At 63.1% G+C, this 12,857-nt stretch carries 14 protein-coding genes and 1 riboswitch; of the genes, 12 read left to right on the forward strand and 2 right to left on the reverse strand.

The window, feature by feature from the left end; all coding sequences use genetic code 11:
• Positions 1-45: 45 nt before the first annotated feature.
• The 3 genes from PspS34_RS07800 (at position 46) to PspS34_RS07810 (ending at position 2,052) form a co-directional block, all read left to right on the forward strand.
• Positions 46-678: an NlpC/P60 family protein gene (locus tag PspS34_RS07800; protein ID WP_057715813.1), complete on the forward strand. Its 633-nt coding sequence runs from the start codon at positions 46-48 to the stop codon at positions 676-678.
• A 165-nt stretch (positions 679-843) separates the two neighbouring features.
• Complete coding sequence (locus tag PspS34_RS07805; RefSeq protein ID WP_057715812.1) at positions 844-1,380, forward strand: C40 family peptidase; 537 nt, start codon at positions 844-846, stop codon at positions 1,378-1,380.
• A gap of 18 nt (positions 1,381-1,398) precedes the next feature.
• Positions 1,399-2,052, forward strand: coding sequence for a class I SAM-dependent methyltransferase (locus PspS34_RS07810; protein WP_154860739.1), 654 nt, complete (start codon positions 1,399-1,401; stop codon positions 2,050-2,052).
• A 126-nt stretch (positions 2,053-2,178) separates the two neighbouring features.
• Here the strand turns inward: PspS34_RS07810 and PspS34_RS07815 are convergent, their stop codons facing one another.
• Entirely contained in the window at positions 2,179-3,492 is a 1,314-nt protein-coding gene (locus PspS34_RS07815; RefSeq protein ID WP_154860738.1) for a sorbosone dehydrogenase family protein, read from the reverse strand.
• 66 nt (positions 3,493-3,558) lie between these two features.
• A complete protein-coding gene (locus tag PspS34_RS07820) occupies positions 3,559-4,143 on the reverse strand; it encodes a hypothetical protein (RefSeq protein ID WP_154860737.1) in 585 nt (194 codons plus the stop codon).
• Between the two features lie 153 nt (positions 4,144-4,296).
• A riboswitch (cobalamin riboswitch) is annotated at positions 4,297-4,531 on the forward strand.
• Positions 4,532-4,612: 81 nt separating this feature from the next.
• On the opposite strand from PspS34_RS07820, the gene cobO reads away from it, so the two are divergent.
• The 9 genes from cobO to cobC all read left to right on the forward strand — a co-directional run bounded on the left by cobO (position 4,613) and on the right by cobC (position 12,856).
• Positions 4,613-5,224, forward strand: coding sequence for a cob(I)yrinic acid a,c-diamide adenosyltransferase (gene cobO, locus PspS34_RS07825; protein WP_057715808.1), 612 nt, complete (start codon positions 4,613-4,615; stop codon positions 5,222-5,224).
• Positions 5,221-6,603 carry a cobyrinate a,c-diamide synthase gene (locus tag PspS34_RS07830; RefSeq protein WP_154860736.1) on the forward strand — a complete coding sequence of 461 codons (1,383 nt, stop codon included), beginning with the start codon at positions 5,221-5,223 and terminating at the stop codon, positions 6,601-6,603. The genes cobO and PspS34_RS07830 overlap by 4 nt, the downstream gene beginning before the upstream one ends.
• On the forward strand, positions 6,600-7,250 hold the full coding sequence (bluB, locus tag PspS34_RS07835) for a 5,6-dimethylbenzimidazole synthase (RefSeq protein WP_154860735.1): 651 nt from the start codon (positions 6,600-6,602) through the stop codon (positions 7,248-7,250). Before PspS34_RS07830 ends, bluB begins: the two co-directional genes overlap by 4 nt.
• Positions 7,247-8,155, forward strand: a complete 909-nt coding sequence (gene cbiB / locus PspS34_RS07840; RefSeq protein ID WP_154909977.1) for an adenosylcobinamide-phosphate synthase CbiB — start codon at positions 7,247-7,249, stop codon at positions 8,153-8,155. The genes bluB and cbiB overlap by 4 nt, the downstream gene beginning before the upstream one ends.
• The gene (gene cobD / locus PspS34_RS07845; RefSeq protein WP_057715804.1) at positions 8,148-9,140 is read left to right on the forward strand and encodes a threonine-phosphate decarboxylase CobD; all 993 of its coding nucleotides are present in this window, start codon (positions 8,148-8,150) and stop codon (positions 9,138-9,140) included. The genes cbiB and cobD overlap by 8 nt, the downstream gene beginning before the upstream one ends.
• Positions 9,137-10,588: a cobyric acid synthase gene (locus PspS34_RS07850; RefSeq protein ID WP_154860733.1), complete on the forward strand. Its 1,452-nt coding sequence runs from the start codon at positions 9,137-9,139 to the stop codon at positions 10,586-10,588. The genes cobD and PspS34_RS07850 overlap by 4 nt, the downstream gene beginning before the upstream one ends.
• A gap of 122 nt (positions 10,589-10,710) precedes the next feature.
• On the forward strand, positions 10,711-11,229 hold the full coding sequence (gene cobU, locus PspS34_RS07855; RefSeq protein WP_154860732.1) for a bifunctional adenosylcobinamide kinase/adenosylcobinamide-phosphate guanylyltransferase: 519 nt from the start codon (positions 10,711-10,713) through the stop codon (positions 11,227-11,229).
• A complete protein-coding gene (gene cobT / locus PspS34_RS07860) occupies positions 11,229-12,284 on the forward strand; it encodes a nicotinate-nucleotide--dimethylbenzimidazole phosphoribosyltransferase (protein WP_154860731.1) in 1,056 nt (351 codons plus the stop codon). The genes cobU and cobT overlap by 1 nt, the downstream gene beginning before the upstream one ends.
• Positions 12,281-12,856 (forward strand): alpha-ribazole phosphatase family protein, encoded by a 576-nt coding sequence (cobC, locus tag PspS34_RS07865; RefSeq protein ID WP_154860730.1) that lies wholly within the window; start codon positions 12,281-12,283, stop codon positions 12,854-12,856. The genes cobT and cobC overlap by 4 nt, the downstream gene beginning before the upstream one ends.
• The last annotated feature ends 1 nt before the right edge of the window (position 12,857 follow it).

Consider the following 12,857-nt stretch of genomic DNA (forward strand, 5'->3'; position numbering starts at 1 on the left):
GGCATAGTCTCGGCTTCTTTACAACTTTCAGCCACGGTCGTGCCCATGCTAAATCGCTTCGCACCCCTCGTGCCTCTCGCACTCGTTACCCTGTTGTTCGGTTGCGCTGCCCACACTCCAGTGGCCCAGCAGGCTCCGCAACAGCAGGTTCAAAACTCGGCTACCGCCCAGTCTTCCGCTCTCTTCCAGGAAGAACTGGCTACCGAAAAAGAACTCGCAGACTTCGCTGGCGGCAAGTCCTACCAGCTTCCGGTCCTGGCTGACAGCATCCTCGAACGTGGCATGTCCCTGATCGGTACCCGCTACCGTTTCGGCGGTACTTCTGAAGCCGGCTTCGATTGCAGTGGTTTCATCGGTTACCTGTTCCGCGAAGAAGCGGGCATGAACCTGCCACGCTCCACCCGCGAAATGATCAACGTGGACGCTCCGCTGGTCTCGCGCAGCAAGCTTGAACCGGGCGACCTGCTGTTCTTCGCAACCAACGGTCGTCGTGGTCGCGTCAGTCACGCCGGGATCTACCTGGGTGACAACCAGTTCATCCACTCCAGCAGCCGCCGCAGCGGCGGTGTGCGCATCGATAGCCTGGGCGACAGCTACTGGAGCAAGACCTTCATCGAAGCCAAGCGCGCCCTGGCAATGGCACCTAACGCGTCGCCAATCGTCACTGCACGCAAATAAGCGGACAATTAGTAAGGCGAACTTAAAGTCTTACTTGAAGTTTGTCGTGTAGCCGCTAGAATCTTGATCTACAAATGATGGCAAACCGCCTGCGTCCCACGCAGGCGGTTTTCTTTTCTGCGCTCCCCGCAGAAAAAGCCGCAGCCAGATCAGGATGTTCTGCTTATGACGACGTCGGCCCGCCTCGCAATCATGTTCTTCGCAGCGCTGCTCAGTGCCTGCGCCAGCCGCACACCGCCTCCTGCGCCGGTGGTTCGCGCTCCCATCGTATTTGGTTCCTCACAGGCTTTTTCACCCGAAGCGGAAGACGTGCTGTTTCGCGCGCTCGGTCTGGTGGGCACGCCTTATCGCTGGGGTGGCAATACACCGGATTCCGGATTTGATTGCAGCGGCCTGATCGCTTATGTGTACCGCGATGTCGCCGGTATTGCCTTGCCGCGTACCACGCGCGAGATGATCTCCATGCAAGCGGCGAATGTGGGCAAGGACGGCTTGCAGACCGGCGACCTGCTTTTCTTTGCCACCAATGGCGGTTCCCAGGTCAGTCATGCTGGCATCTATGTGGGAGAGGGGCGTTTCGTCCATGCGCCGGCCACCGGCGGCACCGTGAAGCTCGACAGCCTGTCCAAGGCCTATTGGCAAAAGGCTTACCTGAGCGCCAAGCGTGTTCTGCAGCCTGAACATTTGGCGCGCAATCCGTAACCTCCGGAGCTGGTGGTCATGACTGCTCGCACGCTCAATCTCGACGACGCCCTGTACCAATACCTGCTCGATGTTTCCCTGCGCGAAACGCCTCTGCTCAAGCGCTTGCGCGATGAGACCCAGGCGCTGCCGATGGCACGCTGGCAGGTGGCGCCTGAGCAGGGGCAGTTTCTTGCTTTGCTGGTGAAACTGACGGGGGCCAGGCGTTTGCTCGAAGTCGGCACCTTTACCGGTTACAGCGCACTGTGCATGGCGGCGGCATTGCCCGCTGAGGGTTCGCTGATTTGCTGTGATATCCCCGGTGACTACAACGCCACGGCCCTGCGTTACTGGCAGGAAGCCGGGCTGGCCGGACGCATCGATCTGCGCCTGGCGCCTGCGCTGGAAACCCTCGGCAAGCTGGACCAGCCAGGCCAGTTCGATCTGATTTTCATCGATGCCGACAAGGCCAACTACCCGGCTTATCTGGAGCACGCCCTGCGATTGCTGCGGGTCGGCGGGCTGGCGGTGTTCGATAACACGCTATGGAGCGGGCGCGTGCTCGAGATCAGTCCCGAGAGCGCGGACACCCGGGCGATCCAGGCGCTCAACCGGGCGTTGAAGGACGATGCGCGGGTGGATCTGTCGTTGTTGCCGTTGGGTGATGGGCTCACACTCTGTCGCAAACGCTAGACCCCTGAACCCTGTGGGAGCGGGCTTGCTCGCGAATGCGCAATGTCAGACGCCACATCTGTTGACTGATACACCGCCTTCGCGAGCAAGCCCGCTCCCACAGGGGAATATGTTGGCAGTTGGAATTTATTTTGCTGCCGACACCCGCCACACCTTGTTCCCCACATCATCGGCCACCAACAGGTCACCCTGTCGGTCGATCACCACGCCCACCGGGCGACCCATGGCTTCTTCCTTGCCATTGAGAAACCCGCTGAGCACATCAACCGGATTCCCGACCGGCTTGCCGGCGCGGAAGGGCACGAAAATCACTTTGTAGCCGCTGTGCGGCTTGCGGTTCCAGGAGCCGTGCTGCCCGATGAATGCCCCTTGGGTGAAGGGCGGCGGCAGTTTGCTGTTTTCAGCGAAGGTCAGGCCCAGTGATGCCGTGTGCGGGCCGACGGCGTAGTCCGGGGCGATAGCCTTGGCCACCAGGTCCGGGTTTTGCGGCTCGACGCGAATATCGACATGCTGGCCGAAGTAACTGTACGGCCAGCCATAGAATGCGCCGTCTTTCACCGAGGTGATGTAGTCGGGTACCAGGTCGCTGCCGATTTCATCCCGTTCGTTGACCGCGGTCCACAGCGCGCCACTGTGCGGTTCCCAGGCCATGCCATTGGGGTTGCGCAGGCCGGACGCGAAGATCCGCTGCTGGCCGGTGGCGCGATCCACTTCCCAGATCGCCGCGCGACCTTCTTCCTTGTCCATGCCGTGTTCCGCAACGTTGCTGTTGGAACCCACGGTGACGTACAGCTTGCTGCCGTCCTTGCTGGCGACGACGTTTTTGGTCCAGTGGTGATTCAGCAGGCCGCCCGGCAGGTCGACCACTTTTGCCGGCGCTGACTTGATCTGCGTATCGCCACTTTCATAGTGAAAGCGCAGCAGCCGATCAGTGTCGGCCACATACAGGTCATTGCCGACCAGGGTCATGCCGAAGGGCGAGTTGAGGTTTTGCAGAAACACCGTGCGGGTTTCCGCGACCCCATCGTGGTCCTTGTCGCGCAGCAAAGTGATGCGGTTGGCGCTGGGCACCCTGGCTCCGGCACGCCCCATGAATTTCTTCATGATCCAGCCGCGAATGCCTTTGCCGTCTTCGGGTTTGGGGGGTGCATTGGTTTCCGCGACCAGCACATCGCCATTGGGCAGTACATAAAGCCAGCGCGGGTGATCCAGGTCTTCGGCAAAAGCGGCCACTTGAGTGCCATTGGCGGCGATGGGCTTCGCACCCTTCGGCCAGCCGATGGCCGGGGCGATGTTCACGGTCGGGATCAGGGTTTTGTCGGGTTCTGGCAGTTGAGGAGAAGGACCGGTGCCGTCGGAGACTTGCAGGCGGGCGGTCCCGCCACAAGCGGCGAGCCCTCCGCAGAACGCGATAACGAGAACGAGCGGGGGCGTGCGCATACGGGGCTTCCCTATGAGTGCCTTGTTCTAATCATAGAGGCGCGTTGTCGTCCGATGGTTCAACCCTTAGCCACGTGCCTCCTTGAACAGCACTGCTATGCCGGGGTGATAGTTGCCGGCTTCGTTGCGCAACTTGCGGTAGGCATAAGGGAAATACCAGGCGACAGCGCAGCTGTGTTCCTTTTGCAGGTCGTCGACCATGTCCTGGAGCTCTTCCGGTGTGGCGCCCTGCTGGGCTTTTTGCGGGGCGACGAACAGGCAGCCGAGTTTCAGGTCGCTGGCGTGGCTCAGGCGCTTGGCATCGCTGGCGATGTCGAGCAGGGCCTGGGTCAGATTGAGGCCGTTGACCCGTGGCCAGCGCTGGCTGGTCTGGATGTAGGCGCGGGTTTCGGGCGAGGCCAGGAGCAGGTCGGCGCGGCTGTTGCGTTCGCCTTCTTCGGTCTGCTTGCGGGTGGGCGTCTGTTGCAGTGTGACCATCTCGGCCATCCAGGCGGCGGCAGACAGCAGTCCGAGATTGGCCTTCTCGTCGTGCCAGTACGGTGTGTCGCCATCACCGCGGACGGCGTTGTAACGGTCGATGCATTCGAACCAGCGTTCGAGCACCGGGCGCAGGAATTCCAGCTTTGGATTGCTGATGATCATGCCTTGCATGGGCTCACCCTTGTTGTTGTGTTGTGAGGTTGTGGCTCTTTGATATCACTGCTGGGAGCGTGGCACAAGATTGACGTCAGTTTATTGATTGATGGCAGTTATTCGGTCGATGGCCTCCCGGCTTTAATTGACGCTCCACCCCCAACCCTCTAACCTTCGCGGCTTGTTTCAGGTGCTCTGTGGCTTGGGTCGACAGAGTGAAACAGGGAAGCCGGTGAGTGAGTCCTTCTGTTGGTTGAAGGCCCGCAATTCCGGCGCTGCCCCCGCAACGGTAAATGAGTGAAAACTGTGTGTGATGCCACTGTGTCGATTTGATGCGGGAAGGCGCACGGTCTGGCCCCGCGGCCACTCATGAGCCCGGAGACCGGCCTGATTCATCCAGCGGCATCACGGTGGGCGATGCCAGGCTTGTTGCCTTCTATTCTTGTGCCTGCCCGCCGTTATTCCTGCCTCAACGGAGAGCTCCCCCATGACTGATACCCCCGATCGTGACGAACGCCACCTGGCGCGCATGCAGCGCAAAAAAGCCGTGATCGACGAGCGCATCGCCAATTCCCCAAACGAGTGTGGCCTGCTGCTGGTGCTGACCGGCAACGGCAAGGGCAAGAGCAGTTCGGCCTTCGGCATGCTTGCCCGCGCCATGGGGCACGGCATGCAATGCGGCGTGGTGCAGTTCATCAAGGGCCGCAACAGTACGGGGGAGGAGTTGTTCTTCCGGCGCTTTCCCGAGCAGGTGCGTTTTCATGTGATGGGCGAAGGCTTTACCTGGGAAACCCAGGACCGCCAGCGCGACATCGCCGCCGCCGAAGCGGCCTGGGCGGTGTCGCAGCAACTGCTGCGCGATCCGTCCATCGGTCTGGTGGTGCTCGATGAGCTGAACATCGCCCTCAAGCACGGCTACCTCGATCTCGATCAGGTGCTCAGCGACTTGCAGGCCCGACCGCCGATGCAACACGTGGTGGTCACCGGTCGTGCCGCCAAGCCGGAGATGATCGAGATGGCTGACACCGTCACCGAAATGGGCGTGATCAAGCACGCCTTCCAAGCCGGGATCAAAGCGCAGAAAGGCGTCGAATTGTGAGTCAGCCTCGGCACTGTCCGGCGGTACTGATTGCCGCGCCGGCCTCTGGCCAGGGCAAGACTACCGTCACCGCGGCACTGGCCCGATTGCATCGCAATCAGGGGCGCAAGGTCCGAGTGTTCAAGTGCGGGCCCGACTTTCTCGATCCGATGATCCTCGAGCGCGCCAGCGGTGCGCCGGTGTATCAGTTGGACATGTGGATGGTCGGCGAGCAGGAGAGTCGCCGGTTGCTGTGGGAAGCCGCCGCTGAAGCCGACTTGATCCTGATCGAAGGCGTCATGGGGTTGTTCGACGGTACGCCGTCGAGCGCCGATCTGGCGCGGCATTTCGGTGTGCCGGTGCTGGGGGTGATCGATGGCACCGCCATGGCCCAGACCTTTGGCGCATTGGCCCTGGGGCTGGCGCGTTATCAGCCGGACTTGCCATTCGCCGGCGTGCTGGCCAATCGTGTCGGCACGCTGCGCCATGCGCAACTGCTCGAAGGTAGCCTGACTGAGGGTTTGCGCTGGTACGGCGCGCTGTCCCGGGAAACCGGGATCGAACTGCCGAGTCGGCACCTGGGGCTGGTGCAGGCCAGTGAGTTGAACGATCTCGACCTGCGCCTCGACGCGGCAGCCGATGCCCTGGCCAGCAGTTGCGAGGTCGCGCTGCCACCGGCAGTCGAATTCGCCGCACCTGATGTCATCGTGGCCGAACCACTGCTGGCCGGTGTACGCATTGCCGTCGCCCGCGATGAAGCCTTTGCGTTCACCTACGGCGCGAGCCTGGATCTGCTGCGGGCGATGGGCGCCGAGTTGTCATTCTTCTCGCCGATCCGCGACCGTGCGTTGCCGCAGGCGGACAGCCTGTATCTGCCGGGCGGCTACCCGGAGCTGCACCACGTTGCACTGGCGCAAAACACCGCGATGCTCGATGCGATCCGCGCCCACCACCGGGCAGGCAAACCGTTGCTCGCCGAGTGTGGCGGCATGCTGTATCTGCTCGACTCCCTGACCGATGTCGAAGGCACTCGCGCCGAACTGGTTGGCTTGCTGGCCGGTGATGCGGTCATGCAAAAGCGACTGGCAGCGCTGGCTTTGCAAGCGGTGGAACTGCCGGAAGGCTCGCTGCGCGGGCACACCTATCACCATTCGCTGACCACCACTGAACTGGCGCCGATTGCCCGTGGCTTGAGCCCTAACGGCGGGCGTGGAGCGGAGGCGGTCTACCGTGAGGGGCGGATGACTGCCTCTTACGTGCACTTTTATTTTCCGTCGAACCCCTCGGCGATTGCCGCGCTGTTTGCGCCTGACCTTGAAGCCGCCTTCGCGAGCAAGCCCGCTCCCACAGGGGATTGCGTTTCAAATGTGGGAGCGGGCTTGCTCGCGAAGCGGCCATGAGCGACAACGCATTCTCCGAAGCCGAGCGCACGGCGGTGTACCGCGCCATTGCCGAGCGCCGCGACATGCGCCACTTCAGCGGCGGCGCCGTCGAGCCCGAATTGCTCCGTCGTCTGCTCGAAGCCGCGCATCAGGCCCCCAGTGTCGGCCTGATGCAGCCCTGGCGCTTCATTCGCATCAGCGATCGCGCCTTGCGCGGGCAAATCCAGGCCCTGGTAGAAGAAGAGCGCATTCGCACCGCCGAAGCCCTTGGCGAGCGCAGCGATGAGTTCATGAAGCTCAAGGTGGAAGGCATCAACGATTGCGCCGAGGTGCTGGTCGCCGCACTGATGGACGACCGCGAGCAGCATATCTTCGGCCGCCGCACGCTGCCGGAAATGGACATGGCTTCGTTGTCCTGCGCGATCCAGAACCTGTGGCTGGCGTCCCGTGCCGAAGGGCTGGGCATGGGGTGGGTGTCGCTGTTCGAACCACAGGCACTGGCGGACCTGTTGAGGTTGCCGCCGGGTGCCAAGCCATTGGCCGTGCTGTGCCTGGGGCCGGTCAAAGAGTTCTACCCGGCGCCGATGCTGGTGCTCGAAGGCTGGGCGCAGGCGCGTCCGCTACATGAATTGCTGTATGAAAATTATTGGGGAGTGAGTCAATGAGTGTGGCGTTGTTGAGTGTCGCCGCGGTTGCGCTGGATGCGCTGCTGGGTGAACCCAAACGCTGGCATCCGCTGGTGGCGTTCGGCCGTTTTGCCGAGCGCATCGAGCAACGTTTCAACGGCGGCGGTCGCGGCTGGCGCAGCCATGGCGTCACCGCGTGGGTGATTGCCGTGTTGCCACTGACGCTGCTGGCCACGGCATTCTCCTGGGCGCCTTATGTCGGCTGGATCGTCGAGATTCTCGCGCTCTATTGCGCCCTCGGCATGCGCAGCCTCGGTGAGCACGTCACGCCTGTGGCCAAGGCCCTGCGCAGTAATGACCTGGAAGCGGCGCGCACCCGGGTGGGCTATCTGGTCAGTCGCCAGACCAGCGAACTGGATGAAACCGAAGTCGCCCGTGCCGCTACCGAGTCGGTGCTGGAAAACGGCAGCGATGCGGTGTTCGCGGCGTTGTTCTGGTTTGCCGTGGCGGGCGCGCCGGGCGTGGTGCTCTACCGCCTGAGCAATACGCTGGATGCGATGTGGGGTTATCGCAATGAGCGCTTCGAACGGTTCGGCTGGGCGGCGGCGAAGGTCGACGATGTGCTCAATTACATTCCTGCGCGCCTGGTGGCACTGACATACGCGCTGCTGGGCAAAACCCGGCTGGCATTGAAATGCTGGCGCACCCAGGCCCCGACCTGGGATAGCCCGAACGCCGGCCCGGTGATGGCGGCAGGGGCGGGTGCCCTTGGTGTCGAATTGGGTGGGGCGGCGATTTATCACGGCGAACTGCATCAGCGTCCGCAGTTGGGCGAAGGTGTGCCGGCGGATGCCGACTCGATTGACCGGGGCTGGCAATTGGTCCAGCGCGGGGTATGGTTATGGCTGCTGATTCTCTGCCTGGGGGCCGAATTTTATGCTTGAGCACGGTGGGCGACTGCGCAAGGCGGCGCTCGAATACGGCATAGATGAAGCCGACTGGCTGGACCTGTCCACCGGCCTTGCGCCCTGGCCGTTTCCGGTGCCGGATATTCCGCTGCGGGCCTGGGCCCGTTTGCCGGAGACGGACGACGGTCTGGAGCAGGCCGCCTGTGATTACTACGGCACCTTGCAGGCATTGCCGGTGGCCGGCTCGCAAATGGCGATTCAACTGCTGCCGCGATTGCGTCGGGCGGGCAAAGTCGGCGTACTGTCGCCGTGTTATGCCGAGCACGCCGAAGCGTGGCGTCGCAACGGCTACATCGTGCGTGAAGTGCTGGAGCAGGAAGTCGACTTCTTTATCGACAGTTTCGACGTGCTGGTGGTAGTCAATCCGAATAACCCCACGGGCCTGAGCCTCACCCCCAGTCGGCTGCTCGACTGGCACACGCGACTGGCGCAGCGCGGTGGCTGGCTGGTGGTGGACGAAGCGTTCATGGATAACACGCCGCAACTGAGTCTGGCGCCGTTTGCCCATCAAGTCGGATTGATCGTCTTGCGTTCCTTCGGCAAGTTTTTCGGCCTGGCCGGTGTGCGCCTGGGGTTTGTGCTGGCCGAGCGCAAGCTGCTCAAGTTGCTGGCAGAACAAGTGGGGCCGTGGGCTGTGAGCGGGGCAACCCGGGTAGTGGGCCAGGCCTGTCTGCGCGATACCGAGGGACAAACGCGGCAACGGGTGCGCACCGAAGAGGCCAGCGAGCGCCTTGCGTCGTTGCTCGAACAGCACGGCTTCGAGCCCCAGGGCGGTTGTGCGCTGTTCCAGTGGCTGATCACCGAGCGCGCCGAAGAGCTGCATGAATTCATGGCCCGGCGCGGCATTCTCCTGCGGTTGTTCACGCACAACAGCAGCCTGCGATTCGGCTTGCCCGGTGACGAAATCGCCTGGGTACGACTGGCGCTGGCGTTCGACGATTTCGCCAAGGAAAACCAATGACCACGCTGATGGTGCAGGGCACCACATCGGATGCCGGTAAGAGCACGCTGGTAACCGCGTTGTGCCGCTGGGTCACGCGTCAGGGCGTCAGGGTGGTGCCGTTCAAGCCACAGAACATGGCCCTCAACAGTGCGGTGACCGCCGACGGTGGCGAGATCGGCCGCGCCCAGGCGGTACAGGCCCAGGCCGCGCACCTCGAACCGCACACCGACATGAACCCGGTGTTGCTCAAGCCCAACAGTGACACCGGTGCCCAGGTGATCATCCATGGCCGCGCTGTCACGACCATGAATGCGGTCGCCTATCACGACTACAAAACCATCGCCATGCAAGCGGTGCTGGCCTCCCACGAGCGCTTGAGCGCGGCGTATCCGCTGGTGATGGTCGAGGGTGCGGGCTCGCCGGCGGAAATCAATCTGCGGGCCGGGGACATCGCCAACATGGGCTTCGCCGAAGCGGTGGATTGCCCGGTGCTGCTGATCGCCGATATCAATCGCGGCGGGGTTTTTGCCCATCTGGTAGGCACCCTCGAACTGCTGTCGCCGAGTGAGCAGGCGCGGGTCAAAGGCTTCATCATCAATCGTTTCCGTGGCGATATCGCGTTGCTGCAACCCGGTCTCGACTGGCTTGAAGAGCGCACCGGCAAACCGGTGATCGGCGTGCTGCCATACGTGATGGATCTGCACCTGGAGGCCGAGGACGGCATCGATCAACGCCAGACCGATAAAGCCGAACAGGTGCTCAAGGTGGTGGTGCCGGTGCTGCCGCGCATCAGCAATCACACCGATTTCGATCCGCTGCGCCTGCATCCGCAAGTGGACCTGCAATTCATCGGCCCCGGCCAGGCGATTCCGCCCGCCGACCTGATCATCCTTCCCGGCTCGAAAAGTGTGCGCAGCGACCTCGCGTACCTGCGGGCCAACGGCTGGGACACCGCCATCGCCCGGCATCTGCGTTACGGCGGGAAACTGCTGGGGATCTGTGGCGGCCTGCAGATGCTCGGTGAGCAGGTACATGACCCGCTGGGCCTCGAAGGTGCGCCGGGTTCCAGTGCCGGTTTGGGGCTGCTGGCGTTCCAGACCCAGCTCGAACAGGAGAAGCAATTGCGCAATGTGCGTGGTCGCCTGGCGCTGGAAGATGCGCCGGTGGCGGGTTATGAAATTCATGCCGGCGTGACCACCGGACCGGCCCTGGAACATGCCGCCGTGCATCTGGATGACGGCCGCGGTGATGGTGCGCAAAGTGCCGACGGGCAGATTTTCGGCACCTACCTGCACGGGCTGTTCGAATCGCCGGCGGCGTGCAGTGCACTGCTGCGCTGGGCCGGGTTGCAGGATGTGCAGGCCGTGGATTACCACGCCTTGCGCGAGCGTGATATCGAGCGGCTGGCTGATCTGGTGGAGAAGCATCTGGATACCGGGCTGTTGCGGCAGCTCTGTGGATTTTGAGTTGAAAGCTCTGGCCTCTTCGCGAGCAAGCCCGCTCCCACAGTTGACCGCGTTCTAATGTGGGAGCGGGCTTGCTCGCGAAGACTGAAGTGGCCACACCGCCCATTTGAAAGGATGTAACCATGCTCCAACTGATCCTCGGCGGCGCCCGTTCCGGCAAGAGTCGCCTGGCTGAAAAACTCGCCATCGACAGCGCCCTGGCCGTGACCTACATCGCCACCAGCCAGCCACTGGACGGAGAAATGAGCGAGCGGGTGGCCCATCACCGCGCCCGTCGTCCTGCCGAATGGGCCTTGATCGAAGAACCGGTGGAACTGGCCCGGGTGCTGCGTGAGTCCGCCGGTGTCGACCGCTGCCTGCTGGTGGATTGCCTGACCCTGTGGCTGACCAATCTGCTGATGCTCGACGATACCGAGCGCTTGCACGCCGAGCGTGATGCCTTGCTGGACTGCCTGGCGTCGCTGCCGGGTGAAATCATTTTTGTCAGCAACGAGACCGGCATGGGTGTCGTGCCGCTGGGCGAATTGACTCGCCGCTATGTCGATGAAGCCGGTTGGCTGCATCAAGCTCTGGCTGAGCGTTGTCAGCGTGTCGTCCTGACCGTCGCCGGCCTGCCCCTGACTCTGAAAGGAACTGCGTAATGACTCAATCCTGGTGGCTGAACCCGTGCAAGCCGGTCGATACCCAAGCGGTCGAACAGGCCCAGGCGCGGCAACAGCAACTGACCAAGCCGGCCGGCTCCCTCGGTCAGCTGGAAGCGGTGGCGGTGCAGCTGGCGGGATTGCAGGGGCGGGTCAAGCCAAGCCTGGAGCAGGTGTGGATCGCGATTTTTGCCGGCGACCATGGCGTCGTCGCCGAGGGCGTGTCGGCGTTTCCCCAGGAAGTCACCGGGCAGATGCTGCTCAACTTCGTCAGCGGTGGCGCGGCGATCAGCGTGCTGGCGCGGCAACTGGGCGCTTCCCTTGAGGTGGTGGATCTTGGCACGGTGACGCCGTCGCTGAACCTGCCGGGCGTGTGTCATCTGAATGTCGGCCCGGGAACGGCGAATTTTGTACAGGGACCGGCCATGACCCAGGCCCAGGGGCAACTCGCCTTGCAGGCCGGTCGTGACAGCGTGCAGCGGGCAATTGCCACCGGTGCGCAGTTGTTTATCGGTGGCGAAATGGGCATCGGTAACACCACCGCTGCCAGTGCATTGGCGTGTGCGCTACTCGATTGTCCGGTGGTGCATCTGACCGGTCCTGGCACCGGGCTCAATGCCGAAGGTGTCAGCCACAAGGCCCAGGTCATCGAGCGCGCCCTGGCATTGCATGGCGCGCAGCGTGGCGATGCCTTGCAGACCCTGTTCAACCTCGGCGGCTTTGAGATCGCCGCGCTGGTCGGTGCCTATCTTGCGTGTGCCCAGGCAGGTGTCGCGGTGCTGGTGGACGGCTTCATTTGCAGCGTCGCGGCACTGGTTGCGGTGCGCTTGAATCCAGAGTGTCGTCAGTGGCTGTTGTTCGGTCATCGCGGCGCCGAGCCGGGGCATCGTCATGTACTGGAAACCCTGGATGCACAACCCTTGCTCGATCTCGGCCTGCGGCTTGGCGAAGGCAGTGGTGCGGCGTTGGCTGTGCCGCTGCTGCGCCTGGCTTGCGACCTGCACGGGCAGATGGCGACCTTTGCCGAAGCCGCCGTGGCAGATCGTCCGGCATGACCTTGCGCGTGGATCTGTTGCGTCACGGTGAAACCGAACTTGGCGGCGGCTTGCGCGGCAGCATCGATGATGCGTTGACCGACACGGGCTGGGCGCAGATGCGCGTCGCCGTGGTCGGGCAAGGTCCGTGGGACCGGCTGGTCAGTTCGCCGTTGCAGCGTTGTGCGCTGTTTGCCGAGGAACTCGCTGCGCAACTGGGTATTCCGGTGCAACTGGACAAAGACCTGCAGGAGTTGCATTTCGGCGCTTGGGAAGGACAGAGCGCGGCGGCGTTGATGGAAACCGACGCGCAGGCCCTGGGTTTGTTCTGGGCCGATCCCTATTCGTTCACGCCGCCTCAGGGTGAGCCGGTTGCAGACTTTTCGGCACGGGTGCTGGCAGCGCTGGAGCGTTTGCACGCGACCTGTGCCGGTGAGCGCATTCTGCTGATCAGCCATGGCGGTGTGATGCGTCTGTTGCTGGCACAGGCGCGCGGGCTGCCACGGGAGCAACTGCTCAACGTTGAGGTCGGGCATGGCGCGCTGTTTTCGCTGACGGTGGAGCCTGCGGGCTCGTTGAAGGAAGTGCTCTGAC

It is taken from the genome of Pseudomonas sp. S34, assembly GCF_009866745.1.
GTDB classification, from domain to species: Bacteria; Pseudomonadota; Gammaproteobacteria; order Pseudomonadales; family Pseudomonadaceae; genus Aquipseudomonas; species Aquipseudomonas jessenii.